The organism is Streptomyces sp. B21-105 (genome assembly GCF_036898465.1).
Lineage (GTDB): Bacteria > Actinomycetota > Actinomycetes > Streptomycetales > Streptomycetaceae > Streptomyces.
Window position 1 is genome coordinate 4361270 of sequence record NZ_JARUMJ010000001.1, and the last position, 25654, is coordinate 4386923.

Sequence of the window (25654 nt, forward strand, 5' to 3'; positions counted from 1 at the left end):
GTACGGTGTGACCATGACTGTGTGGGACCGGCCGGAGCCGCCGACTCGCCCCGTGCCGCTCGACCGGGAGCGGATCGTCGCCGCCGCCGTCGCACTCGCCGACGAGGGCGGGCTGGAGGCCGTGTCGGTGCGCAAGGTCGCCGCGCGGCTGAACGCCGGCCCGATGCGGCTGTACGGCTACATCTCCACCAAGGAGGAGCTGTTCGACCTCATGGTGGACGAGGTCCAGGCAGAGATACTCCCCGAGGAGAAGCCCGGCGACTGGCGGGAGGCCCTGCGCGTCCTCGCCCACCGCACGAGGCAGGCCGCCCTCCGGCACGAATGGCTGGCCGACCTGCTCGGCGGCCGCCCGTCCCTGGGTCCGAACGGCCTCGCCCTGACCGAGGCCACACTGTCCGCCCTCGACGGCCTCGCCGACGTCGACACCGTGATGCGCGCCGTGGAGACCGTCAGCGCCTACTTCACCGGCGCGATCAGGCGCGAGATCGCGAACCTGCGGGCCGAGCGCGCCACGGGCCTGTCCAAGCACGAGTGGCAGCGCGCCTCCGGGCCGCACGTGACGCGCATGTTGGCCACGGGCCGCTTCCCGGCGCTGGCCAGGGCCGTGTACGACGGCGCGGACGTGGACGCCGAGGAGTCCTTCGCGACCGGCCTGGACTGGGTCCTCGACGCCGTGGCCGCCAAACTCATCGGGCCGTCGGCGTGATGCTCGGTTCCTGCCTGGGAATCTCGATCACGCCATTGCCTTGCCGGTCGCCCTGCCATTACCGTCCGCGAGGTCCCGGACCGGACCGGGACCCTTTCCCCGCACCGCACGCACGGCACGCACGGCACATTCAGAGACCTTTCGGGAGAAACCCTGTGGCACGCCTGTGGGAAATACAGGAAAGCATCGTCGTCAACGCTCCCCGCGCAGAGGTCTACGCGGCGCTTTCCCATCTCCGGAACATGGGGAAATGGAGTCCGGAATGCTTCTACGTGTGGCACCGCGGCACGACGGTACGCGAGGGGACCGGATTCGTGGGGTTCAACCGCAAGGGGCCTCTGGTGTGGTTCACGACCTGCCGGGTCACCGTGGCCGACGGACCCCACGAGTTCGCGTTCCGGGTCGGCACCTTCGGTCTGCCGGTGGCCCTGTGGGGCTACCGGCTCGAGCCGGAGGGTGAAGGGACCCTCGTCACCGAGTACTGGCAGGACCTGCGGAGCGGGGCCGGTGCGCGCGTCACGGAGCTGCTCGGACTCCTGTTCACCGGCACTCGTCCCGAGGCCCGGGCGGAGGCCAACCGGGCCGGCATGCGCACCACTCTGCTGCGGCTGAGGCAAGCCGTGGCGGCTGTCTGACGGATCGGCAGAGCGGCAGAGCGAGACACGCCCCTGCTTTGTGAATCCTCCCGGGCCGCGCGTCTTCGGCGGCGCGGCGACCGGGCCCGTCAGGCCTCCGTCTCCCACGGCAACGCCCGTTCGTGCACCACGTCCAGACGGGAGACCGCCCGGGTGAGGACGACGTAGAGGCGGTTCAGGCCGCGGCGCTCCGATTCCGCGACGGCCGCCGGTTCGACGGCGACGACGTGGTCGTACTCCAGGCCTTTGACGAGGGTCGCGGGGACGACCGTGACCCGGGCGGCCGGGTCCTGCGGGCCGGCGGCCGGGACACCGGACGCGGTGAGGGCCTCGCGGATCGCGTCGGCCTGGGAGTCCGCGGCGATGACGCCGACCGAGCCCTCGTGGGTGAGGGCGTCGCGGACGGCGGCGGCGACCGCGGAGGGGAGGTCGCGGTCGGCCCGCCGGACGCGCAGTTCGCCGTCCCGGCGCAGGGATTGGGCCCGGGGCACGTCGGCGTCGAGGCGGTCGAGCAGGCGGCCCGCGAGGGCGAGGACGGCGGCCGGGACGCGGAAACCCGTGGTCAGCGGCACGATCGTGGCGTCCGGCTTGCCCAGGTGGGTCAGCTGGACCCGCCAGGAGGACGCCGCCCAGTCCGTGGTGCCCTGGGCCAGGTCGCCGAGGACCGTGAGCGAGCCGAAGCGGACCCTGCGGGCGACGGCCCGGCACTCCATCGGCGAGAGGTCCTGGGCCTCGTCGACGACGACATGGCCGTATCCCGGCGGATGGTCCAGCAGGCCGGCGATCTCGTCGAGGAGGACGAGGTCGGCGGCCGACCAGCGTGCCGACTTCGGCGTACGGGGCGGGCGCGGCCAGTGCAGGGCGCGTTGCTCGTCGGGGTCCAGGAGTCCGTCCGCGGCCCGGGCCAGCTCCTGGGGGTCGGTGAGCAGCCGGGCCAGCACCTCCGCCGGCCGCGCCTTCGGCCACACCGCCTCCACGCAGGCGCTCACCGGCGCGGCCCGTTCGATCCGGCGCGTCCAGGAGGCCGGACGGGGCCCGCTGCGGCGTTCCACCTGCTCCTGGAGCAGGCGCACGATCCGGGCCCGCACCCGCTCGCGGCCGGTGGCGTAGGGCGGCTCCTCGGCCAGCACGGTGGCGACGATCTCCGTCAGCGCCGGGCCGGCGATCCGCCAGTGACCGGAGCCCTCCGGGACGTGCAGGTCCTCGGCGCGGTCGGCCGCCACCCTCCCGTACACGGCCCGGCGCAGCACCTCGGCCATCCGTGCGTCGTGTTTGACGGCGGCGGTCCGCTCGGGGTCCGTGGCGGTCGCCCGGTGGCCGGCGGCGATCTCGTCCTGGAGCGTCGACTGCCGGACGCCGGTCTCGCCGAGGGAGGGGAGCACCTCGGCGATGTAGGAGAGGAAGGCTCGGTTGGGGCCGAGGATCAGCAGGCCGCCGCGTCGGATGCGGCGCGGGTGGGTGTAGAGGAGGTAGGCGGCCCGGTGCAGGCCGACCGCGGTCTTGCCGGTGCCGGGGGCACCCTGCACGCACACCGACGCGGCGAGGCCCCCGCGTACGAGGTCGTCCTGGTCGGGCTGGATGGTCGCGGCGATGTCCCGCATGGGGCCCACGCGGGGGCGTTCGATCTCTCGCGCGACGATGCCCCCGCCCGGCCCGACGATGTCGGCGCTCGCGTTCCCGCCGCCCCCGCACCCGTCTCCCGCGGCCCCGTCCAGCCGCTCGTCCTCCAGGCCCGTGAGGTCGGCGGAGTCGCCCCGGCTGCCCGGGGCCCAGCCGAACCGCCGCCGTACGGCCACGCCCTGTGGGTCGCGGACGCTCGCCTGGTAGAAGGCGCGGGAGACGGGGGCTCGCCAGTCGACGACGAGCGGTGGGGCGGCCGGGTGCTCGCTGACGCGGAGCCGCCCGATGTGGTGGGCGAGGCCCTCGTGCGCCCCGCCCGTGCCGGGCGCGAAGTCGAGCCGGCCGAAGAACAGCGGGCCCTCGGGCAGTTCGTGCAGCGCCTTGGCGTGGCTGCGCAGCCGGTAGCCGAGGACTTCGGCGTCGGCGCCGGAGGCGGAGACGTCCTCGCCGGTGACGACCTGGAGGTCGGCGCCCTCGACCATCGCGGCGAAGGCGGCACGGCAGGCGTCGTGGTGGGCGCGTTCGGCGTGCAGGACGGTGTCGAGGTCGGGCGGGTTCGCGCAGTCCGTGGAGGCGGGTTCGGGTGCCGTCATCCGGCAAGGATAGCGAATAACGTTACCGAGTCACGTTTTTTATGCGGTTACGTTTCCTGGTCGGCCGTCGCTGATGTCAGGGGTCCCGGCGAGTTGCGGCAGTCCCGCCGTCAGCACGTCGAACGCACGCTCCGCCGCGGCCACCGCGTCACCCCGTACGTCCTCCAGCCGCTCGCCCGCCGCGACCCGCCGCCAGGTGTCCTCGGCGAGGATCCGTCGGACGGCGATGATCTGGCCGGCTGCCAGCCGGGCGTCGAGGGCGGTGGGCAGGTCGTCCGCGAGGGCCTCGGCGAGGGCGGCCTCGGAACGCTCCAGATAGCCGTGCAGCCGCGCGACCAGGGAGGGGGTGCCGTAGAGGAGGTCGTAGAAGGCCCGCACCTGCGGGTGGTCGTTGAGGCCGGTGACCGGGTCCTCGGCGGCCAGCCCGTCGAGGAAGTTCCGGCGCAGCGCGGGCAGCGGCGCGACACCCTCGGCGCGGGCGGCGGCGACGACACGCGCCGCCTCCCGCTCGTGGTCGGCGATCCGGTGCAGGACCAGATCCTCCTTGGCCGGGAAGTACCGGAACAGGGTCGGCTTGGAGATCTCGGCCGCGGCGGCCACCTCGGCGACGGACACCGCGTCGAAACCGCGCTCGAGGAAGAGCCGGACGGCGACCTCCGACACGGCCCTGTACATCCGCTGCCTCTTGCGCTCACGCAGCCCGGTCGCACTCATGGAAGGAGCCTACGGGCCCGGTCGCCGCCCGGTACGGGCCGCCGGGCCACGCCGCCGAGGCCGTGTGCCGGCCCAGACCGCACGCCGGCCCAGTCCGTGACGCCGGCCGAAGCTGTGGCGCCTGCGCAGGACCGCCGGGAAGCGCCGAGCGGTCAGCCCGCGGAACCAGAACCGGAACCAACTGTTCCGCCGGTCCGTGCGCTGCTCGTCCCGCTCCTCCCGGGCCTCCCCGTCCCGCCGGTCCCGCCGTTCCTTGCGCCGGGCACGGAGTTCGCCTCCAGTGGGCGCGCGGCCCGCCAGTAGGTCTCGAAGAGCTCCCGGCGGCGGTCGATGACCTCCCGCGCCCGCGGCCCGTCGTCCCAGTGCCAGCGCGTCAGCAGCGAGTCGTACCCGAGCAGGTCGAGCAGCTTGTCGTCGCCGTCCGGGCCCGTGCCCTGCGTCGCCGGGAGCGGGCCGTACTCGTCGGGCCGCAGCTCGATCTTGTCGTAGATGCCCTCGAAGACCTGGTCGCGGTTGACGAAGTACAGCTTGAGCACCGGCGACATGTGCAGCACCCGGAACTCGACCGTCAGGGTGCCCTGGCCGTGGTGCTGCATCCGGCCGATCATTCCCTTCAGGTCCGACTCGTAGCCCTTGATCTTGCTCACCAGGTGCGCCCGGAACCCGGGGGAGTCCGCGGCCCTGCCGTCCGCACGGACCAGGCCGGGCACGTCGATCTCCTGGGTGAAGTCCGGGACCAGCACCCGGACGGTTACGGAGCGCCGGGGGTTGGGCGGCAGGCTGCCCAACAGCTGTTTCAGCGGGACCGCCAGGGTCTCGCCGGTGAAGGCCAGCGCGGCGAGGTGCACGTCCTCCACCCGGGACAGTGCGTCCCGGAACTCGCCCGCCAGCCCGTTCGGGGTGACCTCCGCGCCCGCCCGCGGACGCTGGACGGCGCTCAGCTCGGCGACCTGCTCGCTCAGGACGCCGATGGTGTCCCGCAGGCTCCCGGTGGCCTCACGCTGGGCGTCGTGCGCCGCGTTCAGCCGGTTCACCTGGCTGTAGAGCAGATAGCCGACGAGGCTCAGCAACGCCCCGCCGATGTAGATGTTGCCCTGCAGTGCGTCGCCCACGGGCCTCACGAACTGGGCCAGCAGACTGAGCCCGGAGACGGCCAGCAGCAGCACCATGGACAGCGCGCTCTCGACCTGCGCCCAGCGCGCCGCCATCCTGCTTCTCAGCGATGTCTCCGCCACCAAATCCCCCTGCCGGCGCGCCACTTCGGAACGAGCCTGCCCATAGTGCCTGGTGGTGGGCGGGGTCAGGAAGGGGACATCGGCATCACGGGTGACGACTTTCCCGGCCGCCTCCCGCACCGGCCGCCTCCAGCAGCGGGCCGTACGCGTCGAGCACGATCTTCGCCCCCGCGTCCCGCAGCCGCAGCCGCTTCTCGGCGTTGCGGCCGTACCCGACGAACGGAACGCCGGCCCGCTCCGCGGCCAGGACGTCCGCGGCCGTGTCCCCGATCATCACCGCCGCCTCCGGTTCGAGGCGGAGGTCGCGCAAGGCGCGCTCGACGACGTCGGGATCCGGTTTCATGAGGTCGGGGTCGGCGGACCGGCCGTGGACGGCGGCGAAGTACGGGCGCAGTCCGTACGCCCGCAGGTAGCGCTCGGCCGCGCGGGGCGCGTTGTTGGTGACGACGGCCAGCCGCACCCCGCGCCCCGCCAGCCACCGTACGAAGGCGGCCGCGTCCGAGGTGGGCCACGCGACGCGGGCCGCGGCGCACTCCCCCAGGCTCACCGCCTCGTCGAGGCGCGCCACCAGGTCCCCGAGGTCCCTGCGGTGCCGGGCGCGGTGCGCGGCGCGCAGCACCACGTGCGGGTCCTTGTCGGTGCGCTCCGCGTCGGAGAGGACGTCCAGGGCGCCGGAGGACTCGAGCATCCGCCTGAGCTCGTCGGCCACGACCGTCGAGGTGCCGCTCGGGAACAACCGGCACAGCGGGCCGTCGAAGTCGAACAGGACGGCGCCCGGGCCGCCCGACTCACCCGCGCTGCCGGCCAGGAGTTCCCACGCTTCCTGGACATCGCCGAGATCAGCCGTCATGCCGCTCCATCCGGGTCCATCCGGGTCCATCCGGGTCCATCCGGTCCATCCGGTCCATCCGCTCCACCGTTCGCACCCGGCGCCTCCGCTCGGCACGTCCGGGCGCCGGGCGCCGTCGGGCCGGCCTCGGTAACGGCAGCACGGCTATGAGGCCAGCCATTCCCAGATCGAATCGAACCAGTCCTGCCAGCTGTTCACGAAGACCGAACCCGGTGAATCAAAGTTCGCGTCCTTGACGTGGCCGGTGAGCGCGGCCCCCAGCCCCAACACGTCCAGCGCGTCGATCCCCACCCCGGAGTCCAGGGTGATCCGGCGTTCCTGTTGACGGCGGCGTCCCGGGAAGTTCTCGGCCTGGCGCTGGGGACTCCGGCGCAGGCGAGACTCGGCCCGGCGGGCGTCGTTCTCCTGCTCATGCTCGGGGTGGGCCTGCGGGCACGTCACAGCGGTCTGGCCGTCACGGCCGCCGTCGCGCTCGTGGTGCTCGCCAGTCAGGCCTGACCCCGGGCCACCCGCAGCACGGTCTCCAGCGAGTTCACCGTCAGCGATGCGCCTTCACGTCGCAACGCCTTCTCCTTGCGTTCATCGCGGGCGTAGCCCAGAAAGGGGACGCCGGCCTCGCGGGCGGCCCGGAAGTCGGAGGGGGCGTCGCCGATCACCAGGGCCGAGCCGGGGTCGCAGTCCATGGCGCGCAGGGCGCGGTTCAGGAGTTGCGGATGCGGCTTGAGGTGGCGCAGCCCCGGTGTGCGGCCGTAGACGTGCGGCGCGAAGCAGGAGGTGAGCCCGCGGCCGGCCATATACGCGGTGACCGTCCGGGGGGAGTTGTTCGTGGTGACCGCCTGTCCCATGCCCAGGGCCGTGAGGGTGCGTATCAGCGGGTCGGCGTAGGCCGTGGGCATCGCCGTGGCCACGGCCCTCAGTTCCTCCTGGGTGAGGCGTTCCTCCAGCTCCGCGAGCAGGTCGCTGTCCGGGTGCCGACGGCTCACGGCGTGCAGGACGACCTGCGGGTCGGACGACCCCCGCTCCGGCCCGGTCAGCAGGTCGCGCCGACCCCGGGATTCGAGCCACTTCACCAGACCGCCGGACACGTGCTCCGCCGAGTGGCCGGCGAACAGCCGGCAGATCGGGCCGTCGAAGTCCCACAGGACGACCCGCGCGCGGGTGATCAGCTCCCGCAGATCCGCCAGGTCCTGTACCTCGTTCACGCTCTTGTGCTCGGATGCCATCTGTCAGCCCGCCCGGTCCGCTTCGCGTCGGAAGTCGCTAGGAAAGTGTCAGGTCCGTCGTGATGGTTTCCCAGAGGGCGTCGAACCACTTCTGGGATTCCGCCACGAACGCGGCGTCACGCCGGCCGGCCTCCTTCTCGAAGGAGAACAGCAGGGACCCGGTGCCGAGGACGTCGTACATGTCGAGGGTGCCGCTGTCGGTGAACTCCTCCCGCCGGGTGACCATGTAGTACGCGACCAGCGCCTCCCGGTCGTTGAGGAGGTACAGCTTCACCGGCGGGGTGAACGGCAGCGCGCGGAAGACGATGCTGACGTCGATGCCGTGCGAGCGCAGAGACTGAAGGTTGTGGCGCAGGACGTGCCCCTGGGCGTTGCGCATCGAGAGCCAGCGCTGGTGGACGGGGTCCGCGTCGCCCGGGCCCTCGACCGCGACCGGGAAGGCCAGGTTGATGTCGCGGGACGGCAGCAGGACGCGGACGTCGATCCGGGCGGGCTTCAGCTGCCCGCTGTAGATCAGCCGGAGGGGCTCGCCCATAGCGATCATGAGGCTCTCGGCGGTGAGACAGGCCGCGTCGATGCGCACGTGCGAGGCGGCGAAGGCCTCGGTCAGCCGCGGCGCCAGCCCGACCATCGTGGGCTGCGGCTCATCGTCGCCCCGCCCCGGCAGCTCGGCGATCCGGGGCGGGCTGCCCTTGCTCACGTTGGTGAGCAGCCCGTCGTCCTGCAGTAACCGCAGTGCCTGGCGGACGGCGCCACGCTCCACGCCGAACTCATCGGCGAGTTCCGCCTGGGTGGGCAGCCGGTCGCCGGCCTTGAGATCGCCGACCCGGATGCGTTCGCGCAGGACATCGGCGATCTCCTGGAACGGAATCCGTCTGCTGCCGAACACGGTCCTGTTCTCCTCGGTCACAGGACAAACGGTACGGCTCCCGGCCCGCCACGGCGAGGCACATGCCAGGAGCTATTGCATCAGGGTCAGATCCGAACTGATCGTCTCCCACAAGGAGTTGAACCACAGGTGGGACTGCTCGACGAAGGACGTGTCCCGCACCCCGGCGCCCGTCTCGAAGCCGAACAGCATCGACTGGGAGCCCTGGGCGTCGTAGATCTCCAGCTGCCCGTCCTCGGCGTCCCGTTCCTGCCGGCGGCTCAGGGTGTAGTACGCGAACAGCGCTTCCGTGCCGTTGAGGAGGTACAGCTTGACGGGCGGGGTGAAGGGCAGCGCGCGGAAGGTGACGTGCACGTCGATGCCGTGCGTGGAGCGCAGCATGCGCAGGTTGTGCCGCAGCACCTGTCCCTGGGCGTTGCGATGGGCGAGCCATGTGCGCTGCAGCTGCCCGGCGTCCGAGGCGTCCACCGGCGTGGGGAAGGCGAGGTCGATGTCCCGGGACGGCAGCAGCACCCGGACGTCGATCTTCGCCGGCCGCAGTCGCCCCGCGTGAATCTGCCGCAGGGGCTCGCCGAGGGCGGCGGTGAGGCTGGTGGAGGTCAGGCAGAGGGCGTCGATCTCGACGTGCGCGGCGGCGAAGGCGGCGGCGACACGGGGGCCGAGGGCCACCGCCGTGGGCTGCGGGGGAAAGGTCGGACCGGAGGTCGGCGGGTCGCCGGTCTCCGACGCGACGGTCGCCGGGCTCCCCTTCGACACGTTGGTCAGCAGGTGCTCGCTCTGGAGGATCCGCAGGGCCTGCCGTACGGTGCCGCGCTCGACGCCGAACTCCTCGGCGAGCTTGGCCTGCGTGGGCATGCGCTGGCCCGCCCGGAGCACACCGGATCTGATCCGGGCGCGCAGCTCATCGGCCACCTGTTCGTGCGACCGAGGGGATCTCTGCCGGCCGTTGAGGACGGCGCTCTCCTGCTTCACACCAGAACATTACAACTTTGCGCCAAGTCACGTCAGTTGTTCAACAGATGGTTCCAAGACACTTCCAAGTCGAGGCAACTAGGGCTAAGTTGGCAACCAACTAATCCAACATGGCTGTATTTCCAGCAGGTTGGTCGACCTCCCCTCCGGAGGGGAGCCGGGAGATCGACCAGGCGGTGAGCAACCCGGCGACAAGCGAACGGCACAGCCACAACCGAACAGCGGAACCACCGCACAGCCACAACTTCACATCGACAACCGAAGAAGCGACACCGAAGAAGTGACACCGAAGAACGGCTACGGACGCACCACCACGGATGCACAGCCACGGATGCACAGTCAGCCGCCGTCGGCGAAGGGAGCTCTCAGAACATGTCCGGGCACCAAGGCCGTCCGGACGTACGCAGCAGGGCGTCGGCCCCCCGCGCGGCGCCCGCTCGTTCTTCGCGGAGCCGGCCCAGCGCCGCCAGCCGCCCCGCGGACTCGTCCCCCAGCCACAGCGTCGCCAGCTCACCGATGTCGAGCGTGAGGTCGGCGCTGCGGGTGGTCGGCGCGCAGGAAGCGCCGTCGGGGGTCGCGTCCAGCAGGAAGCGGCCGCCGGCCAGGCCGGCCCCGTCCACGACCTCCAGCACCAGCGAGCCCGCCGCGTCGTAGGTACGCGCCTCCAGGGCCCGTACGACGTCCAGGATCCGCACCCACAGCCAGTCCGCCTGCGTGGTGACGGTCGCCGCGCGCGGGTCCGGCAGGTAGAGCGGCAGCAGGTCGCCCGGGGAGCGCCAGCCCGACTTCACCCGGGTGATCCAGTCGATGGAGCACAGGTAGTGCCACAGGGCGCGCTCCGCGGCCGGCGTCACCGCGATCAGCCACCGCACCGACGCCGTGTTCAGCGGCTGCTTGGCATCGCTCCACTTGTCGTCGGCCCGGTAGGCGACCATTCCCTCCACCTCGCCGTCCGGCGAGCGGTACACCGCGTAGTAGGGCTCGGTCCAGGGCTCACCGGTCGGGTTCGCCACCCCGGTCTGGATGTCCCACCACTTGTCGCTCCTGCTGACGGCGCCGGGCTGGGCGCGCCGCAGCCGCTCGTGCAGCCCCGGGCCCGCCTTGCGGACCTCGTCGCCGTCGACGAGGTCGATCCGGCCCTCCTCCGGCTGACCCGACCGGCGCGGGTCGAGACCGGCACGCGCCACGTCGATCGACCACGCGGTCGTCGTGGTGGCCGGCCCGAAGCCGTAGCGGCCGTAGATCCGGTACTCGGCCGCGATGAGCGTGGCCACGACGTCCCCGCGCTCCTTCGCGGCCGTGAGGTCGTCGGTCATCAGTCGGGTGAGGAGGCCGCGGCGGCGGTGCGTGGGCGAGACGGTGACGTTGGAGATCGCGTCGGCCGGGACGGCGGCGCCGCCGACGGCGGTGAGCTCCTGCGGGAAGGAGCGGAACGTGGCGACGCAGCGGCCCGCGTCGAAGGCGCCCGACGTGCGGGAACGGGATTCCGAGATGGCCGCTCGGCGTTCCGCCAACAGCTGTTCGGTGAGGACCGGTGGGATCAGGAAGCCCGTGTCCAGGGCCCGTATCCAGTCGGGGAGTTCGGAGTCGGTGATCAGACGGGTGTCGACGGGGAGGCTGGCTCGGCTGGCTCGGCTGGCTCGGCTGGTCATGACATCACCGTAAGCAGCCGCGACCGGACACCGCGGGCATTTATTCTCCGCCGCCCCACGACCACCTCCCCCGAGCCACCGACCTCCGGCCACCCGTCCCCCGAGACGCCGGGCCCCGGGCCGCCGAGCCCCGGGCCGCCGAGCCGCGGGCCGCCGAGCCGCGGGCCGCGGGCCGCGGGCACGAGCCCAGAACCACGAGCCAGGGGCGACGGGCCGCCGATCCGCGGGCCCCGGGCCGCGGGGCGCCGGCCTCGAGCCGTGGGCCAGGGGTGACGGGCCACGGGCCACGCGACCACCGGCCCCCGAATCACAGCCACGGGCCGCCGATCGCCGGGCCGCGGGGCTGCCGAGACATCGGCCACCGTCCCGCCTCCGGCAGCCTGGGCCACCCGGGCCGGCGAGGCCGGCGAGGCCCAGCGAGGCCCGTTGCTCGTGCCGGGCTCACACCAGCAGGTCCTCCACCTGCGCCTCCCCCTCCCGGTACCGCCTGGTGATCTCCGCGCCGGACTCGTCGGCCGTCCGCTGGAGGTGCTGACGGCGGCTGGAGACCTGCTGCTCGTAACGCACCAGCCGGGCCATCGCCTCGTGCAGCTCGAGGTCCGTGCGGGCGTCGAGGTCGGAGAGCTCGACGTCGGCCAGCATGTCGGCGGCCAGCCGCCGGCCCTCCTCACTGTGCGGGGTGCCCAGGGTCACGTGACGTGCGGAGGAACGGTGCCGGGCCGGGCCGTCCGTGAGGATCTCCGGCAGCCGGTCCACCACGGACGCCGCCCCCGTCGGCGAGCGCCGGGCCAGCTCGGCGCGCAGAATGTCGATCCGGCCCTGCAACAGCCGTCGTACGTAACTGAGGTCGGCCTCGTCGCGCTGGGCGTCCCGGCGCAGGGTGCGCAGCTCGGGCAGGCTCAGCCCGGCCAGCTCCTGCTCGGGCGGTTCGACGGGCAGCACGGGGCTGTCGCTGCGCTGTGCGGGCGGCCGGTGTGTCGCCGACCGCTCGGTACTCGGTGTGCTCATGTGCCTCAACCGTCTCTCGACCGGCGTGTGGAAAGCATCGTGCCACCCCAAGTGGCCGCTTTGTGACCGAGTCCCCCCGAACGGCCCCAGACAGGTGCTTAAGGATAAAAAATGGGCCAGTCGTCGGTCCGCGCCCGCGACCCGGCATCATGGTCCGCATGCGAGCGGTGGTGCAGAGGGTGGACGGCGCGAGCGTCGTCGTGGACGGCGAGACGGTCGGCGAGATCAGCGGCGAGGGGCTGTGCGTCCTGGTCGGCGTGACCCACGAGGACACGAAGGAGAAGGCCGACCAGCTCGCCCGCAAGCTCTGGTCGGTGCGCATGCTGCACGACGAGAAGTCGTGCAGCGACATCGACGCCCCACTGCTGGTGATCAGCCAGTTCACGCTGTACGGCGACGCCCGCAAGGGCCGCCGCCCCACCTGGAACGCGGCAGCCCCCGGCCCGGTCGCCGAGCCCCTCGTCGACGAGGTCGTCGCCCGGTTGCGCGCCCTGGGCGCGACGGTGGCGACGGGCAGGTTCGGCGCGCAGATGCGCGTCTCCCTCACCAACGACGGCCCCTTCACGGTCCTGCTCGAGATCTGAGCCCGGCCCGCCCGCACGGCCGCCCGGCCCGCCCGCACGGCCGCCCCGGGTGCCCAGCCGCACGCCTGCCCGGCCGCACGCTACAACTTTCCTCCATCTATGCCGAGTTGCCGGGAAGTTGTTTATCGATCCCGGCCAGGTGGGATAACCAGAGCGAAGTTGGTTGCCAACTCGATTCGGTTGGCTGAGGATTGGCCTTTGCGCTCGGCTTCCCTGTCAGCCCAGGTGAGTCAGCGGCAAGGCGGTCGGCGACAGCCGGCCATCCGGGGTCTGTGGCAGCAGGTCCCGGAAGACGTGGATCGCCCCGGGGGATCACCACAGCCCCCGGGGCATCAGTCGTGACGTCCCTACGGAGAACGGCGGAGGAGTCCTCCCCTTCTCGTCGTAAGTGATTTCAACCCTCCCGGCGCGGCTTCGCGCGCTCTGTCAGTGGGCATCTCTCGCCGCACGGGCCGCGACTGCCATCGCGTGCTCCGTGCTCGACCGCTCACCTGGGCTGACGAAGGGATGGGGCATGGAACACCACCTGCCTGACGGGCAAGGCCCCGGCACCACGCCGGGGACGGGGGACAGGGGGGCCACCGTGGCACGGTTGCCCATGTCCAACGCGATCGCGGCGGTGATCATCGCTGTCGCGGCGCTCCTGGGCGGCATCACGGTGCTGCTCCTGATGCCGGGGACGCTGGAGGCGCTGGGCACCGCCGTCACGATCAGCGGTTCGGGATTCGCGCTGGCGGCGAAGATCGCCATACCCCACTGACCGGGACACCGCGCTCATCTCCCGGGGCTTCTCACGGTTCGACGACGACCTCCTGGGCCGCCGCCGTCGTGCCGGCCAGCAGCGGGGCGTCCACCGGGACGTTGCGCTTCACCAGCGCCAGGGCGACCGGGCCGAGTTCGTGGTGGCGCACGGACGTGGTGATGAAGCCGATCTTGCGGCCGTCGGGCGCTTCGTCCGCGACACGGAGTTCGGTGCCCGCGGCGGGCAGGTGGACCTCGCTGCCGTCGAGGTGGAGGAAGACCAGGCGGCGGGGCGGCTTGCCGAGGTTCTGGACCCGGGCGACCGTCTCCTGACCCCGGTAGCAGCCCTTCTGCAGATGCACGGCGGTGCCGATCCAGCCGAGCTCGTGGGGAATGGTGCGGTGGTCGGTCTCGAAGCCGAGGCGCGGGCGGTGCTGCTCGACGCGGAGCGCCTCGTGGGCCAGGATCCCGGCGGGCGGACCGGCCTGTTCCGTGTACGACTCCAGGTCGGCGCGGGGCAGGAAGAGGTCGCGGCCGTGCGCGGTCTCGCGGACCACGACGCCCGGCGGGACGGACGCGATCGACCCCGCGGGCAGGTGGACGACCGCGGTGTCCGCGGTGCGGTCGGCGACCTCGACCCGGTAGAAGAACTTCATCGACTCCAGGTACGCGATCAGCGCCTCCTGGGTGCCGGGCTCCACGTGCGCCCAGACCGTCGTGCCGTCGTCGACCAGGTACAGCGCGTGCTCGATGTGACCGTGCGCGGAGAGGATCAGCGCCTCGGTGGCCTGGCCGACGGGCAGGTCGGTGACGTGCTGGGTGAGCAGGAGGTGCAGCCAGCTCAGCCGGTCGTCGCCGGTGACGGCGACGACTCCGCGGTGCGAGAGGTCGACGAAACCGGCGCCGTCGGCGAGGGCGCGCTGCTCGCGGAACAGGTCGCCGTAGTGACCGGCGACGCCTTCGTCCACACCCTCGGCGGGGACGGCGCCGGGCAGGGACAGCAGAGGGCTCTTCATGACGCCAAGCCTACGACCCGGCAGGGGAACCCTTGACGGCCGAACCCTTGACGGTCGAACCCTTGACGGTCGAACCCTTGAGCGTGCAGTCCTCGCACCGGCCGAAGATCGCGAAGTGCTTCATGTCCGTCTCGAAGCCGAAGCTCCGGCGCAGCTTGGCCGTGAACTCGGCGGCGACCTGTACGTCCGCCTCGATGATGTTGTCGCAGTCCCGGCACACCAGGTGGATGTGGTGGTGCCGCTCGGCGAGGTGGTACGACGGCGCCCCGTGCCCCAGGTGCGCGTGGCTGACCAGCCCCAGCTCCTCCAGGAGCTCCAGGGTCCGGTACACGGTGGAAATGTTGACCCCCGACGCCGTCTTCCTCACTTCCACGAGGATGGCGTCGGGGGTCGCGTGCTCCAGGGTGTCCACGGCCTCCAGGACAAGCTGTCGCTGCGGCGTCAGGCGGTATCCGCGCTGCCGCAGGTCGCTCTTCCAGTCAGTGCTTCCAGTGCTCACCACACAGAAGAGTCTAGGTCCGTCCGGGATTACTTGAAGAAGGCGATTCCGTCGTCCGGCATGTCGTCGGGGAGGGCCTTCGCCCAGCGTTCGACGTCCTCCGGGGTGACGACCTTCTTCAGGTGGGCCGACATGTAGGGGCGCAGCTCGACCTCGGGAGTCTGCTTCTCGCCGACCCACATGAGGTCGCTCTTGACGTACCCGTACAGGCGCTTGCCGCCGGTGTACGGGCCGGAGGCGGCCGTGCGGGCCACCGCGTCGGTGACGAGGTCGATCTGCGGCTTCTTGTCGGCGAGCTCGCCGTACCAGATCTCGACCACGCCGTCGTCGCGGACCATCGTCACCTCGACCTTGCGGTCGGCGTCGATGCGCCAGAAGCCGGACTCGGACTCCAGGGGACGGACCTTGTTGCCGTCGTTGTCCAAAATCCAGGTGTGCGAGTGGTACTCCAGGAAGTCACGGCCGTCGTGGGCGAAGGTGACCTCCTGCCCGAAGTTGCACTTCTGCGACCCCGGGAAGTCGTGCACGCCCGCGCCCGCCCAGCTGCCGAGCAGGAAGGCGAGGGGGACGAGGTCCTTGTGGAGGTCGGACGGAATCTCGATCATGAGTGGCAGTTCCTGGAGGTGGTCGGTCTCAGCGCTGGCCCTGGTACAGCTTCTTCACGGTCAGACCGGCGAAGGCGAGAACGCCGACGCAGACCAGGACCAGCAGGGCTTCGAAGAAGATCTCCACGGGTGCTCCTCGGATGAGCGTGTTTCGGGTACGGACGGCTCGCGACACGTACGACAGGGCCGGGCCCCAGCTTACGCGGCCGGGCCCCGCCCTCCTTGTCGAGGTGCGCCCTCCGCGAGCGTCAGCTCAGCAGCCGGCTCTGCAGGGCCACGGTCTGTCCGAGGGTGGTGCGGTCCTCCTTCGCCTCGGACACCGGCAGGAAGTCCTTCGTGGCCGGCCGGCCGCCGGTGCCGCGCAGCGCCTCGTCCTGCGTCGAGCCCTCGGGATGTCCGGGTAGTCCCAGCGGCCGTCCGACTGTAAGGAACCTGATTACGATTCGGCCATGGCGAAGAAGCTCGTGATCAAGGTGACGGCAGGGGCCGATGCGCCCGAGCGGTGCTCTCAGGCGTTCACGGTCGCGGCGGTCGCCGTGGCCAGCGGCGTCGAGGTCTCCCTGTGGCTGACCGGGGAGTCCGCATGGTTCGCGCTGCCGGGCCGGGCCGCGGAGTTCGAGCTCCCGCACGCGGCGCCGCTGCCCGGACTCCTCGAATCCGTCCTGGCCGGCGGCCGTCTCACCCTGTGCACCCAGTGCGCCGCCCGCCGGAACATCACGGAGAAGGACGTCATCGACGGCGTCCGGATCGCGGGTGCGCAGGTGTTCGTCCAGGAGGCGCTGGGCGACGACACCCAGGCGCTCGTGTACTAGGGCGTGCTTCGAAAGTCCGAGGCGTTCTAGGCGTTCTAGGGGCGGCGTTTCTTGCCGTCGAGCTCGTCCCACCACTCGTCGGACTTGGGGTCGCCCGAGGGGTCGTCCCACCAGCGGTCCTCGGGGCCGCGGCGGTTGGCGACCATCGCCGCGACCGGCGGGATGACCATCGCGACCAGGCACATCGCGACCGCCGCGGGCGTCGACCAGATGCGCACGACCGCCCAGGCCAGGACGAACAGCGTGATGCAGGTGCCCATCATCGCGAAATAGACGTGCCGTCGGCGGGCCAACATACGTCCAGGGTAGGCCGGGACACGGCGAAGGGCCGTGTCCCGGGCGTCCAACCCGTGGGACACGGCCCCTGCGCGTCGTGCTCAGACCGCGATCGCGACCTCGGCGAGACCGCCCTGCTGGGCGACCACGGTGCGGTCGGCGGTGCCGCCGGGCACGAGAGCGCGGACGGTCCAGGTGCCTTCGGCCGCGTAGAAGCGGAACTGTCCGGTGGCGGAGGTCGGGACCTCCGCGGTGAACTCGCCGGTCGAGTCCAGCAGACGGACGTATCCGACCACCGGCTCGCCGTCCCGGGTCACCTGACCCTGGATCGTGGTCTCACCGGGCTTGATCGTCGAGGCGTCCGGGCCGCCGGCCTTCGCTCCACACATGTGTTTCTCCAGAGGGGTCTGACCAGAAGGTCGGTCGGGTGGGATTACTTGTTGGCGCCGAGCTCGATCGGGACGCCGACGAGGGAGCCGTACTCGGTCCAGGAGCCGTCGTAGTTCTTGACGTTCTCCACGCCCAGCAGCTCGTGCAGCACGAACCAGGTCAGGGCCGAGCGCTCACCGATGCGGCAGTACGCGATGGTGTCCTTGGCCAGGTCGACCTGCTCGTCGGCGTAGAGCTCCTTGAGCTCGTCGTCCGACTTGAAGGTGCCGTCGTCGTTGGCGTTCTTCGACCACGGGATGTTGCGGGCGGACGGGACGTGGCCCGGACGCTGCGACTGCTCCTGCGGCAGGTGGGCGGGGGCGAGCAGCTTGCCGCTGAACTCGTCGGGCGAGCGGACGTCGACCAGGTTCTGGGCGCCGATGGCCGCCACGACGTCGTCACGGTAGGCACGGATGGCCGTGTTCTGCGGCTTGGCCTTGTAGTCGGTCGTGGCGCGCTCGGGCACCTCTTCGACCAGCTCGCGGGCGTCCAGCTCCCACTTCTTGCGGCCGCCGTCGAGGAGCTTGACGTTCTCGTGGCCGTACAGCTTGAAGTACCAGTAGGCGTAGGAGGCGAACCAGTTGTTGTTGCCGCCGTAGAGGATCACCAGCGTGTCGTTGGCGATGCCCTTCGCGGACAGGAGCTTCTCGAAGCCCTCCTGGTCGACGAAGTCACGGCGGACCGGGTCCTGCAGGTCCTTGGTCCAGTCGATCCGGATCGCGTTCCTGATGTGGTTCTTCTCGTACGCGGACGTGTCCTCGTCGACCTCGACGATGGCGATGTCGGCGTTGTCGAGGTTGGCCTCGACCCAGTCGGCGTCGACCAGTACGTCGCTGCGGCTCATGCTCGTTCTCCTCCGGGGCAGTTACGGCGGGGGTGTGCAAGACGAAGAGGGGTGCGCGACCGGGGCTCGCCGGCGGCGGCGCACGGATGCCCTCGGAAGAGGGCGGGGAGACGCGGAACGCCGGCGGCGCTTCCGCTCAGAAAGGACGACAGAGCATGGCGGCGACGCGGCACAGGTCTACTGCCCGCCGCTTCGTGAGATCCGCCTGTCGCTGCATCATGCCGTCGATCGTAGGGACGGACAGGCGGCCATGTCACCAGTGCTCCGCATAGTGAGACGCGATCGTCCGCATGCCGGGAAAGCAGAAGCGCCCGGACCGTGGGGGCACGGGTTCCGGGCGCTTGTTTCCGTCGTCGATCTTTCGCGCGGACGACCGCGTCTCGCCTGTCGGACATTTACCGTCCATCGGCGGTCGGACCGGCGGGGGCGTTCGTCGGTGGTCGGCCTTACCCGGCCAGCCTGACGTTCGAACCCTTCACGGAGATCTCGACGCCGTCCTTGCCCGCCTGGACCTTGTCGAGCTTGATGCCGCCGGGCAGGTCGTCGATCTTCTGCTGGAAGTCGGTGATCGAGCGCACCTCGTTCTCGGCGGCCCGGACCCCGCCGAAGCTGGGCAGCGAGTCGGCGTGCACGCGGACGGTGTCGCCCTGGACGGTGACCGTGCTCAGGACGTACACGGGCTGCGGCAGCTTGGTGCCGAGCACGGTGGCCTGGACGGCGACCTTGATCTTGCCGTTGCCGCCGTCCGAGAGGCCGACGACGTTGGCGGTGACGCCCCGCACCACCTCGGTCGGCTCGGCCTTGGCCGTCTTCAGCAGCTCGGCGTAGGTGATGGAGGCGGTGCCGGTGGCGCTGGCGGCGGTGGCGGAGCTGTAGTCGCCGGAGAACTCGACGCCCTTCATGTCCGCCTGGAGGTCGCCGATGCGGATCGTCTGACCGCTGGTGCCGGTCGCCGCCTGGTAGTCCTTGATGCCCACCTCGACGTCGTCCAGCGAGCCGCCGACGACCTGGGTGAGGAACGGGAAGCCCTTGATGGACACGTCCGGGGTGGCGGCGAGGCCCTCGTTGGCCTTGAGCTTGTCGGCCACCTCGCCCTCCGCGAAGTTCACGGCCAGGCGGTCCGCCAGCACGAACAAGCCGCCGAGGACCACGACGACGACCAGAAGTATGCGGAGTGCACGCATGACGGATATTCCCCCACCGGACGACCTGAACAGTTCACTGACAACGGTTCAAGGTAACCGTTGTCGAAAGGGCCGCCGCCGGATTGTCGATCACCTGTGACAGACCCTTACCGCTCTTACCGCCTTACGGCGGCTTCCTTACCCCGGGTTGCATACGCCCGGACTACGCCCGGTCACATACGCCCGGCTTCCTCACGCCAGCGCCCGCCCCAGGACGTACACCGCGGGCGCGGCCGCGGCCAGCGGCAGGGCGACGCCCGCCGTGAAGTGCACGAAACGGGAGGGGTAGTCGTAGCTAGCGACCCGGTGGCCGATGAGCGCGCAGACCGCCACGCCCGCGCCGAGCAGCGCGCCCTTCGCGCCCAGCCCCGTCATCCCGCCGACCGCGATGCCCGCGCCCGCCGCGGCGAGCAGCGCCACCACGACGGAGGCCGGGGTGGGCAGCGGCAGCGCCCGGGCGAGGACGGCCACGGCCACCGCGGCCGCGCCGACCGACACCGCGTCCGGGTCGGCGCCGAGATGGCCGGTGGCGAGGACCGCCAGCGCACTGGAGGTGACGGTCGCCATCAGCCCGTACATGCGCTCGTCGGGGTCGGCGTGCGAGCGCAGCTGGAGGATCAGGCAGAGCAGGACCCAGACGCCCAGGGTGCCGAGGATGGCGGCGGGCGCGTGCTCCCGGCCGGCGGCGAGAAGCACCGCGTCCGAGACCAGCGCGCCCAGGAAGGCGAGGGCGATGCCCTGCCGTGCGGGCCACATGCCGTTCAGCCGGAACCAGCCCGCGGCCGTCACCGCCTGGAGGACGACGAGCGGGACGAGAAGGGCGTACGAACCGATCGCCGCCGTGCCCGAGAGCAGCAGACCGAGCAGCGCGGTGAGCGCCGCGGGCTGCATGCCCGGCTCGATGATCGGCGAGCGCCCCTCCAGCCGGGCCCGCTGGGCGTCGGTGATCCGGGAGTTGCCGGCCAACGTGGCGGGGCCGTAGCCCGAGCCGGTGCCGCCCGCGGGCTGGGCGACCGGGGCGGCGGGGTCCGACGCGGCGGACGCGTGGGATGCGGCGGACGCGTGAGACGCCGGGTCGGCGGCGGCAGCGTGTCGGCCGTCCGCTCCTGCCTCCGCCGGGTCTCCGTAGGCGGCCCGCGGATTCCCGTACGCGAAGTCGCCGCCCGTCTGGGGCGGCAGATAGGCGGTCCTGGCCGGGTCGGCGGCCATGGCACGGTCTGCGGTCCCGGCCGGGTCGGCGGCGGTGACCGGGGGCTGGACGCTGGTCTCCCAGGTCTGCCCCTGCCACTGCTGCGTGTACTGGAGGTGCGCCTGCGGGTCGTCATACCCCTGCTGCTGCCCCGGCCACGCCTGCTGCTGCCCTTGCCGGGAGTGCTGCGCCTGCTGGGCGTAAAGGTCGTACTCCGCCTGACCCGGGTGGCCCTGGTGGCCGTCGGGGCTCTGGTAACCCTCTTGCCCCGGGTGACCCTGGTGGCCCGGGTAACCCTGGTGGTCGTACGGCTGGTCGGTCATCTCACCCTCCTGCGAACGGCGGGAGCACCTCGACCGTGCCGCCGTCGGCCAGCCGTACCGTCTCATGTTCGCGGGTGCCCACGGGGTCACCGTCGACGAGGAACGAGCATCGCTGCAGGACACGCGCGAGTTCGCCGGGGTGTCGCGCACGTACGGCGTCGAGCGCGTCGGCGAGCGTGGCCGCTTCGTGCGGCTCCTCGGCGATGCCGGCCGCTGCCTTCGCGGCGGCCCAGTAGCGCACCGTGACCTGGGGCATGGGTTCCTCAATCGATCGGCTGTGTACACGGTCAGGCTAGCCCGCCCGGGCGACCGTCCAGTCCCCGATGCGGGTCAGCAGGCCGTCGTCGGCCGCGTGCTCGGCGTGGCCCATTCCGTGCTCCAGCCAGAGTTCGCCGTGTCCGGCGGCGGCCTCCGCCAGCATCCGGGGGTGGTCGAGCGGGAAGTAGCCGTCCCGGTCGCCGTGCACGATCAGCAGCGGGACGGGGGCGATCCTCGGTACCGCCTGCACCGGGGACAGCGGGACCGGGTCCCATCCGCGGCGGTGGATGCGGGTGCGGAAGCCGTAGCGGCCGACGAGGCGGCCCTCAGGGCGGGTGACCATCCAGTGCAGGCGGCGCATGGGGGCCGTGCCGCGGTAGTACCAGCGGGCGGGGGCGCTCACCGAGACCACGGCGTCGACCGTCCCCGGGTGCAGCGCCGCGTGCCGCAGGACGACCGAACCGCCCATGGAGAAGCCGACGCTGACCACGCGCGCGTGCCCGAGCGAGCGGGCCCGGTCCACGGCGGCGGCCAGGTCGAGGACCTCGCGGTCGCCGACGGTGGAGCGCCCGCCGGAGCGTCCGTGCCCCCGGAAGGAGAACGTGACGACGGCGCCGTACCGGGCGAGGGCGGACGCCACCCGCCGTACGTGCGGCCGGTCCACGTCCCCGGTGAACCCGTGTGCGACGACGAACACCGGGTGACGGGCCGCCGACCCGTCGGAGTCGTATACGGCCGCACCCGGGTCGTATACGAAATCGATGGAAACCCCGTCGGCGGTGGGCAGAAACGTCCGCAATGGTGCGCGGGTGCCCGTCTCGCAATTCGGACGAACGGTGGAACGCACCACATGACCTGCCGGACCGCTGCTCATGTGGGCTATTCTGCTGGACAGAGGACTCGGGCAGCGCAGCCCCCGGGTCCTTTTGTGCTTTCGGACGCGTTGTATACGAAGCGGGAACCGAGCGGGAAACGCCAGGTGACCGCGGGTGTACGAGCTGCCGGGAACGCAGAGAAGTGCCGCAGTGCCGCAAGAACTCCCCCACCGCCCCGAAGCGTGGGAGGGGCCCCCGCAGGGACCGAGGAGGAACCAGACATATGAGTTCTCTGCTGCTCCTGACCAACGCCCTCCAGCCCTCGACGGAAGTACTGCCGGCCCTCGGCCTGCTGCTGCACAACGTGCGCGTGGCCCCGGCGGAAGGTCCCGCTCTCGTCGACACCCCGGGCGCCGACGTCATCCTCGTGGACGGACGTCGGGACCTGCCCCAGGTCCGCAGCCTGTGCCAGCTGCTGCGCTCCACCGGGCCCGGCTGTCCGCTCGTCCTCGTCGTGACCGAGGGCGGCCTGGCCGCCGTCACCGCCGACTGGGGCATCGACGACGTGCTCCTGGACACCGCCGGACCCGCCGAGGTCGAGGCGCGGCTGCGGCTGGCCATGGGCCGGCAGCAGATCGTCAACGACGACTCCCCGATGGAGATCCGCAACGGCGACCTGTCGGTCGACGAGGCGACCTACAGCGCGAAGCTGAAGGGTCGGGTCCTGGACCTCACCTTCAAGGAGTTCGAGCTGCTGAAGTACCTCGCCCAGCACCCGGGCCGGGTGTTCACGCGTGCACAGCTGCTCCAGGAGGTCTGGGGCTACGACTACTTCGGCGGCACCCGCACGGTCGACGTCCACGTACGGCGGCTGCGGGCCAAGCTCGGCCCGGAGCACGAGGCGCTGATCGGAACCGTCCGGAACGTCGGTTACCGATTCGTTACCCCTGAGAAGGGGGAACGCTCCACGGACGAGTCCAAGACGAAGAAGGACCGGCAGGACCAGGCAAATGCGGACGAGGCGGACAACGCGTCCGCCCTGGACGCCACCGAGGTCCCGACGGAGGCGTAGTACCCGTCAGTAGGCCCCGCACCTGGTCGGACAGGGCGTTGCTTCCGCAAGCAGAAGGTTCTTCACGCCCTGCCCAGAGCCGGTCCATCCGCGTAGACTCCGTGCGTGGCAAAGGTGACTCGGGATGATGTGGCGCGGCTGGCGGGAACTTCGACCGCCGTCGTCAGTTACGTCATCAACAACGGACCCCGGCCGGTCGCCCCGGCCACGCGCGAGCGTGTCCTCGCCGCCATCAGGGAGCTGGGGTACCGGCCCGACCGGGTCGCCCAGGCGATGGCGTCCCGACGCACCGATCTCATAGGCCTGATCATCCCGGACGCCCGTCAGCCGTTCTTCGGCGAGATGGCGCACGCGGTCGAGCAGGCCGCCTCCGAGCGCGGGAAAATGGTGCTGGTCGGCAACACCGACTACGTCGCCGAGCGCGAGGTCCACTATCTGCGGGCGTTCCTCGGGATGCGGGTCTCCGGCCTCATCCTCGTCAGCCACGCGCTGAACGACCAGGCGGCCGCCGAGATCGACGCCTGGGACGCGCGCGTGGTGCTGCTGCACGAACGCCCCGAGGCCATCGACGACGTCGCCGTCGTCACCGACGACCTCGGCGGCGCCCAGCTCGCCGTCCGCCACCTCCTCGAGCACGGCCACCCGTACGTCGCCTGCGTCGGCGGCACCGCGGAGACCCCCTCCGTCGGCGACCCGGTCTCCGACCACGTCGAGGGCTGGCGGCGCGCGATGGACGAGGCCGGGATCAGCACGGAGGGCCGGCTCTTCGAGGCCCCCTACAACCGCTACGACGCCTACCGCGTCTCCCTCGAGCTGCTGGCGGGCCCGGACCGGCCGCCGGCCGTCTTCTGCTCCACCGACGACCAGGCGATCGGCCTGCTGCGCGCGGCGCGCGAGCTGCGCATCGACGTCCCCGGCGAGCTGGCGGTCATCGGCTTCGACGACATCAAGGAAGCGGCCCTGGCCGACCCGCCCATGACGACGATCGCGTCGGACCGCTCGGCGATGGCCCGGGCGGCCGTCGACCTCGTCCTGGACGACGGTCTGCGGGTCGTGGGGTCCCGGCGCGAGCGCCTGAAGGTGTTCCCGTCGCGCCTGGTCGCACGGCGTTCCTGCGGCTGCGAACAGCCTGCGTCAGGCTGAACAGCGCCTGGGCAGTGCCCGGACGGCCTTCATGAGACCTGTCTGAGAGACCTGGCGCCGCCGCCGCGTCCGGCTTCATATCGGGCACACGAGGTTCTGCCGGGCTTCTCAGCAAGCGCTCAGGGAGCTCTCATGGTCGAGCGACAAGCTTCCTTCCATGACCGAGAGCATCCGCCGCAGCGGCGAGTACGAGAACCCGTACCAGGCCCCGTACGAGGGCGCCCGGCAGCACGCCTCCTCCCCGGTGGCGCCCTCCTCCCCGGCGGGAGCCTCCCCGGTGAACCCGGAGTGGCCGCCCCCGCCCGCGTACCGGCCCGCCGGCGCACATGACGCGCAGCAGACCGTGCGGCAGCCGGCGATCGAACCCGCCGCCGGCTGGCAGGCCCAGGCGGCTCCCGCCGGCGACGGCCACAGCGGTCAGGGCGGCCACGGCGGCGGAACCGCTCTCCTCGCTCCCCCGGCCGCCGAGCCCGCTCCGCACGCGAAGAAGAGGCGCACCCGGGGTCCGCTCGCGCTGCTCGCCGCCGTGGCGATCGTCGCGGCCGCCATCGGGGGCGTCACCGCCTACGGCATCCAGGAGCTGACCGGCAAGGACGAGGTGGTCACCACGTCCACCACCACCAGCGTGGTGCCCTCCAGCAAGACGGGCGACGTGGCCTCCATCGCGGCAGCGGTGAGCCCGAGCGTCGTCGAGGTCAGCGCCACGCTCGGCAACGGGACGTCCACCGGGTCCGGTGTGATCATCACCAGCGGCGGCGAGGTCGTCACCAACAACCACGTCATCTCCGGCGCGAACTCGATCAAGGTGACGACCAGCGACGGCAAGTCGTACACCGCCAAGGTCGTCGGCACGGACAGCAAGAAGGACCTCGCCCTCATCAAGCTGGAGAACGCCTCCGGCCTCAAGGCGGCGACCCTCGGCGACTCCGACGGCGTCAAGGTCGGTGACACGGTCGTGGCGATCGGCTCCCCCGAGGGCCTGACCGGCACCGTCACCAGCGGCATCGTCTCCGCGCTGAGCCGCGACGTGACCGTCTCCACCGACGAGAGCCAGGGTCAGCAACAGCAGGGCGGCGGGGACGGCAACTGGCCGTTCCAGTTCGGCGGCCGGCAGTTCAACGGCGACACCGGCGAGTCGACCACGACGTACAAGGCGCTCCAGACGGACGCCTCCCTCAATCCCGGCAACTCCGGCGGCGCGCTCATCGACGCCGCGGGCGACATCATCGGCATCAACTCCGCGATGTACTCCGCCGCGGCCGACTCGTCCTCCTCCGACGCCGGCAGCGTCGGCCTCGGATTCGCCATCCCGATCAACACCGTCAAGGCCGACCTCGCCACGCTGCGGGCCGGCGGCTCCGACAACTGACCACCACCCACCACCACCCACCGACCGACCGACCGAGCCAGGGAGTACGTCATGGACTACGTCGTGATCAAGCAGGTTTCGCACACGGTGACCGGTTGCGGTGCGGCCGACCTCGGCCTGGCCCTCGACGTGGCGTACGAGCTGCACGCGGCGACCGCATCGACCGCGGCCGCCCGCGCGCCGGAGGTGGCGGCCCCGCAGCTGATGGGTCTGCGCACCAGCGCGGCCCGCCCGCACCAGCGCAAGGTGCCGCTGACCCGGCTCGCGGCCATGCGCGGCTGATCTCATCCGCCGCGGCCATGCGCGGCTGATCTCATCCGCAAAACCGCTCTTTACGCGCCCGCCGGGAACCGTGCGAGGCTGAGGACGCTCACCACGTTCAGCACGCCCTGCCTCTC

The 25654-nt window shown here is 71.6% G+C and carries 31 protein-coding genes; 10 read left to right on the forward strand and 21 right to left on the reverse strand.

Annotation, left to right across the window (positions count from 1 at the left end):
• The first annotated feature begins 13 nt into the window (after nucleotides 1-13).
• Entirely contained in the window at nucleotides 14-706 is a 693-nt protein-coding gene (locus QA802_RS19600; protein WP_334524369.1) for a TetR/AcrR family transcriptional regulator, read from the forward strand.
• 155 nt (nucleotides 707-861) lie between these two features.
• Complete coding sequence (locus QA802_RS19605; protein WP_334524371.1) at nucleotides 862-1341, forward strand: SRPBCC family protein; 480 nt, start codon at nucleotides 862-864, stop codon at nucleotides 1339-1341.
• An 89-nt stretch (nucleotides 1342-1430) separates the two neighbouring features.
• Here QA802_RS19605 and QA802_RS19610 read toward each other — a convergent pair whose 3' ends face one another.
• The 5 genes from QA802_RS19610 to QA802_RS19630 form a co-directional block, all read right to left on the reverse strand.
• Nucleotides 1431-3554, reverse strand: a complete 2124-nt coding sequence (locus tag QA802_RS19610) for a HelD family protein (protein ID WP_334524372.1) — start codon at nucleotides 3552-3554, stop codon at nucleotides 1431-1433.
• A 39-nt stretch (nucleotides 3555-3593) separates the two neighbouring features.
• A complete protein-coding gene (locus QA802_RS19615) occupies nucleotides 3594-4268 on the reverse strand; it encodes a TetR family transcriptional regulator (RefSeq protein WP_334524374.1) in 675 nt (224 codons plus the stop codon).
• Between the two features lie 152 nt (nucleotides 4269-4420).
• A complete protein-coding gene (locus tag QA802_RS19620; protein WP_334524377.1) occupies nucleotides 4421-5476 on the reverse strand; it encodes an ATP/GTP-binding protein in 1056 nt (351 codons plus the stop codon).
• Between the two features lie 112 nt (nucleotides 5477-5588).
• Nucleotides 5589-6353, reverse strand: a complete 765-nt coding sequence (locus tag QA802_RS19625; protein ID WP_334524379.1) for an HAD family hydrolase — start codon at nucleotides 6351-6353, stop codon at nucleotides 5589-5591.
• Between the two features lie 144 nt (nucleotides 6354-6497).
• Nucleotides 6498-6644: a hypothetical protein gene (locus tag QA802_RS19630; protein ID WP_334524382.1), complete on the reverse strand. Its 147-nt coding sequence runs from the start codon at nucleotides 6642-6644 to the stop codon at nucleotides 6498-6500.
• Between the two features lie 30 nt (nucleotides 6645-6674).
• Between QA802_RS19630 and QA802_RS19635 the strand changes: the two genes are divergently transcribed.
• Complete coding sequence (locus tag QA802_RS19635) at nucleotides 6675-6851, forward strand: hypothetical protein (RefSeq protein WP_334524384.1); 177 nt, start codon at nucleotides 6675-6677, stop codon at nucleotides 6849-6851.
• On the opposite strand, the gene QA802_RS19640 is transcribed toward QA802_RS19635, so the two are convergent.
• From QA802_RS19640 to QA802_RS19660, 5 genes are all read right to left on the reverse strand, one after another.
• Nucleotides 6842-7555: an HAD family hydrolase gene (locus QA802_RS19640; RefSeq protein ID WP_443042145.1), complete on the reverse strand. Its 714-nt coding sequence runs from the start codon at nucleotides 7553-7555 to the stop codon at nucleotides 6842-6844. The two genes, QA802_RS19635 and QA802_RS19640, sit on opposite strands and share 10 nt — an antisense overlap.
• 58 nt (nucleotides 7556-7613) lie before the next feature.
• Nucleotides 7614-8465 (reverse strand): winged helix-turn-helix domain-containing protein, encoded by an 852-nt coding sequence (locus QA802_RS19645; RefSeq protein WP_334534755.1) that lies wholly within the window; start codon nucleotides 8463-8465, stop codon nucleotides 7614-7616.
• A gap of 72 nt (nucleotides 8466-8537) precedes the next feature.
• A complete protein-coding gene (locus tag QA802_RS19650) occupies nucleotides 8538-9437 on the reverse strand; it encodes a winged helix-turn-helix domain-containing protein (RefSeq protein ID WP_334524387.1) in 900 nt (299 codons plus the stop codon).
• A gap of 365 nt (nucleotides 9438-9802) precedes the next feature.
• Nucleotides 9803-11089 carry a GNAT family N-acetyltransferase gene (locus QA802_RS19655; protein WP_334524390.1) on the reverse strand — a complete coding sequence of 429 codons (1287 nt, stop codon included), beginning with the start codon at nucleotides 11087-11089 and terminating at the stop codon, nucleotides 9803-9805.
• Between the two features lie 441 nt (nucleotides 11090-11530).
• A complete protein-coding gene (locus tag QA802_RS19660; RefSeq protein ID WP_334524393.1) occupies nucleotides 11531-12097 on the reverse strand; it encodes an RsiG family protein in 567 nt (188 codons plus the stop codon).
• Nucleotides 12098-12255: 158 nt separating this feature from the next.
• On the opposite strand from QA802_RS19660, the gene dtd reads away from it, so the two are divergent.
• A complete protein-coding gene (dtd, locus tag QA802_RS19665) occupies nucleotides 12256-12681 on the forward strand; it encodes a D-aminoacyl-tRNA deacylase (protein WP_319170515.1) in 426 nt (141 codons plus the stop codon).
• 583 nt (nucleotides 12682-13264) lie between these two features.
• Nucleotides 13265-13441, forward strand: a complete 177-nt coding sequence (locus tag QA802_RS19670; protein WP_319170516.1) for a hypothetical protein — start codon at nucleotides 13265-13267, stop codon at nucleotides 13439-13441.
• A gap of 31 nt (nucleotides 13442-13472) precedes the next feature.
• Here QA802_RS19670 and ygfZ read toward each other — a convergent pair whose 3' ends face one another.
• From ygfZ to QA802_RS19685, 3 genes are read right to left on the reverse strand one after another with little or no spacing between them, the layout of a single operon-like run.
• Nucleotides 13473-14438 carry a CAF17-like 4Fe-4S cluster assembly/insertion protein YgfZ gene (gene ygfZ / locus QA802_RS19675; protein WP_334524398.1) on the reverse strand — a complete coding sequence of 322 codons (966 nt, stop codon included), beginning with the start codon at nucleotides 14436-14438 and terminating at the stop codon, nucleotides 13473-13475.
• A 10-nt stretch (nucleotides 14439-14448) separates the two neighbouring features.
• Entirely contained in the window at nucleotides 14449-14940 is a 492-nt protein-coding gene (locus tag QA802_RS19680) for a Fur family transcriptional regulator (protein WP_334524401.1), read from the reverse strand.
• Nucleotides 14941-14966: 26 nt separating this feature from the next.
• Complete coding sequence (locus QA802_RS19685; protein ID WP_319170519.1) at nucleotides 14967-15542, reverse strand: heme-binding beta-barrel domain-containing protein; 576 nt, start codon at nucleotides 15540-15542, stop codon at nucleotides 14967-14969.
• A 449-nt stretch (nucleotides 15543-15991) separates the two neighbouring features.
• Between QA802_RS19685 and QA802_RS19690 the strand changes: the two genes are divergently transcribed.
• The gene (locus QA802_RS19690; RefSeq protein WP_334524404.1) at nucleotides 15992-16354 is read left to right on the forward strand and encodes a DsrE family protein; all 363 of its coding nucleotides are present in this window, start codon (nucleotides 15992-15994) and stop codon (nucleotides 16352-16354) included.
• A 35-nt stretch (nucleotides 16355-16389) separates the two neighbouring features.
• Here QA802_RS19690 and QA802_RS19695 read toward each other — a convergent pair whose 3' ends face one another.
• The 8 genes from QA802_RS19695 to QA802_RS19725 form a co-directional block, all read right to left on the reverse strand.
• Nucleotides 16390-16650: a DUF3099 domain-containing protein gene (locus QA802_RS19695; protein ID WP_319170521.1), complete on the reverse strand. Its 261-nt coding sequence runs from the start codon at nucleotides 16648-16650 to the stop codon at nucleotides 16390-16392.
• A gap of 81 nt (nucleotides 16651-16731) precedes the next feature.
• Nucleotides 16732-17019 carry a DUF1416 domain-containing protein gene (locus QA802_RS19700; RefSeq protein WP_007382995.1) on the reverse strand — a complete coding sequence of 96 codons (288 nt, stop codon included), beginning with the start codon at nucleotides 17017-17019 and terminating at the stop codon, nucleotides 16732-16734.
• 44 nt (nucleotides 17020-17063) lie between these two features.
• A complete protein-coding gene (locus QA802_RS19705; RefSeq protein ID WP_319170522.1) occupies nucleotides 17064-17903 on the reverse strand; it encodes a sulfurtransferase in 840 nt (279 codons plus the stop codon).
• A 136-nt stretch (nucleotides 17904-18039) separates the two neighbouring features.
• Nucleotides 18040-18123: an Ms5788A family Cys-rich leader peptide gene (locus QA802_RS41625; protein ID WP_350818853.1), complete on the reverse strand. Its 84-nt coding sequence runs from the start codon at nucleotides 18121-18123 to the stop codon at nucleotides 18040-18042.
• Between the two features lie 226 nt (nucleotides 18124-18349).
• Nucleotides 18350-19087, reverse strand: coding sequence for an LmeA family phospholipid-binding protein (locus QA802_RS19710; RefSeq protein ID WP_334524411.1), 738 nt, complete (start codon nucleotides 19085-19087; stop codon nucleotides 18350-18352).
• Between the two features lie 192 nt (nucleotides 19088-19279).
• On the reverse strand, nucleotides 19280-20599 hold the full coding sequence (locus tag QA802_RS19715; RefSeq protein ID WP_334524414.1) for a hypothetical protein: 1320 nt from the start codon (nucleotides 20597-20599) through the stop codon (nucleotides 19280-19282).
• A gap of 1 nt (nucleotide 20600) precedes the next feature.
• Complete coding sequence (locus tag QA802_RS19720; protein WP_334524417.1) at nucleotides 20601-20855, reverse strand: MoaD/ThiS family protein; 255 nt, start codon at nucleotides 20853-20855, stop codon at nucleotides 20601-20603.
• A 36-nt stretch (nucleotides 20856-20891) separates the two neighbouring features.
• Complete coding sequence (locus QA802_RS19725; protein WP_334524420.1) at nucleotides 20892-21731, reverse strand: alpha/beta hydrolase; 840 nt, start codon at nucleotides 21729-21731, stop codon at nucleotides 20892-20894.
• A 224-nt stretch (nucleotides 21732-21955) separates the two neighbouring features.
• Here QA802_RS19725 and QA802_RS19730 point away from each other — a divergent pair, with 224 nt between their 5' ends.
• From QA802_RS19730 to QA802_RS19745, 4 genes are all read left to right on the forward strand, one after another.
• Nucleotides 21956-22744 carry a response regulator transcription factor gene (locus tag QA802_RS19730; protein WP_334524422.1) on the forward strand — a complete coding sequence of 263 codons (789 nt, stop codon included), beginning with the start codon at nucleotides 21956-21958 and terminating at the stop codon, nucleotides 22742-22744.
• 105 nt (nucleotides 22745-22849) lie between these two features.
• On the forward strand, nucleotides 22850-23887 hold the full coding sequence (locus QA802_RS19735; protein WP_334524424.1) for a LacI family DNA-binding transcriptional regulator: 1038 nt from the start codon (nucleotides 22850-22852) through the stop codon (nucleotides 23885-23887).
• 157 nt (nucleotides 23888-24044) lie between these two features.
• Nucleotides 24045-25256 carry a S1C family serine protease gene (locus QA802_RS19740; protein WP_334524426.1) on the forward strand — a complete coding sequence of 404 codons (1212 nt, stop codon included), beginning with the start codon at nucleotides 24045-24047 and terminating at the stop codon, nucleotides 25254-25256.
• Between the two features lie 63 nt (nucleotides 25257-25319).
• The gene (locus QA802_RS19745) at nucleotides 25320-25538 is read left to right on the forward strand and encodes a hypothetical protein (protein ID WP_334534757.1); all 219 of its coding nucleotides are present in this window, start codon (nucleotides 25320-25322) and stop codon (nucleotides 25536-25538) included.
• Nucleotides 25539-25654 lie beyond the last annotated feature (116 nt).

Excerpts from the sequence above, each read along its gene's own strand:
- QA802_RS19600 (WP_334524369.1), top strand. The coding sequence starts at position 14 with ATGACTGTGTGGGACCGGCCGGAGCCGCCGACTCGCCCCGTGCCGCTC.
- QA802_RS19610 (WP_334524372.1), bottom strand. The coding sequence starts at position 3,554 with ATGACGGCACCCGAACCCGCCTCCACGGACTGCGCGAACCCGCCCGAC.
- QA802_RS19615 (WP_334524374.1), bottom strand. The coding sequence starts at position 4,268 with ATGAGTGCGACCGGGCTGCGTGAGCGCAAGAGGCAGCGGATGTACAGG.
- QA802_RS19620 (WP_334524377.1), bottom strand. The coding sequence starts at position 5,476 with ATGGCGGCGCGCTGGGCGCAGGTCGAGAGCGCGCTGTCCATGGTGCTG.
- QA802_RS19625 (WP_334524379.1), bottom strand. The coding sequence starts at position 6,353 with ATGACGGCTGATCTCGGCGATGTCCAGGAAGCGTGGGAACTCCTGGCC.
- QA802_RS19655 (WP_334524390.1), bottom strand. The coding sequence starts at position 11,089 with ATGACCAGCCGAGCCAGCCGAGCCAGCCGAGCCAGCCTCCCCGTCGAC.
- QA802_RS19660 (WP_334524393.1), bottom strand. The coding sequence starts at position 12,097 with ATGAGCACACCGAGTACCGAGCGGTCGGCGACACACCGGCCGCCCGCA.
- dtd (WP_319170515.1), top strand. The coding sequence starts at position 12,256 with ATGCGAGCGGTGGTGCAGAGGGTGGACGGCGCGAGCGTCGTCGTGGAC.
- ygfZ (WP_334524398.1), bottom strand. The coding sequence starts at position 14,438 with ATGAAGAGCCCTCTGCTGTCCCTGCCCGGCGCCGTCCCCGCCGAGGGT.
- QA802_RS19685 (WP_319170519.1), bottom strand. The coding sequence starts at position 15,542 with ATGATCGAGATTCCGTCCGACCTCCACAAGGACCTCGTCCCCCTCGCC.
- QA802_RS19690 (WP_334524404.1), top strand. The coding sequence starts at position 15,992 with ATGGCGAAGAAGCTCGTGATCAAGGTGACGGCAGGGGCCGATGCGCCC.
- QA802_RS19695 (WP_319170521.1), bottom strand. The coding sequence starts at position 16,650 with ATGTTGGCCCGCCGACGGCACGTCTATTTCGCGATGATGGGCACCTGC.
- QA802_RS19700 (WP_007382995.1), bottom strand. The coding sequence starts at position 17,019 with ATGTGTGGAGCGAAGGCCGGCGGCCCGGACGCCTCGACGATCAAGCCC.
- QA802_RS19705 (WP_319170522.1), bottom strand. The coding sequence starts at position 17,903 with ATGAGCCGCAGCGACGTACTGGTCGACGCCGACTGGGTCGAGGCCAAC.
- QA802_RS41625 (WP_350818853.1), bottom strand. The coding sequence starts at position 18,123 with ATGATGCAGCGACAGGCGGATCTCACGAAGCGGCGGGCAGTAGACCTG.
- QA802_RS19710 (WP_334524411.1), bottom strand. The coding sequence starts at position 19,087 with ATGCGTGCACTCCGCATACTTCTGGTCGTCGTCGTGGTCCTCGGCGGC.
- QA802_RS19715 (WP_334524414.1), bottom strand. The coding sequence starts at position 20,599 with ATGACCGACCAGCCGTACGACCACCAGGGTTACCCGGGCCACCAGGGT.
- QA802_RS19720 (WP_334524417.1), bottom strand. The coding sequence starts at position 20,855 with ATGCCCCAGGTCACGGTGCGCTACTGGGCCGCCGCGAAGGCAGCGGCC.
- QA802_RS19725 (WP_334524420.1), bottom strand. The coding sequence starts at position 21,731 with ATGAGCAGCGGTCCGGCAGGTCATGTGGTGCGTTCCACCGTTCGTCCG.
- QA802_RS19730 (WP_334524422.1), top strand. The coding sequence starts at position 21,956 with ATGAGTTCTCTGCTGCTCCTGACCAACGCCCTCCAGCCCTCGACGGAA.
- QA802_RS19740 (WP_334524426.1), top strand. The coding sequence starts at position 24,045 with ATGACCGAGAGCATCCGCCGCAGCGGCGAGTACGAGAACCCGTACCAG.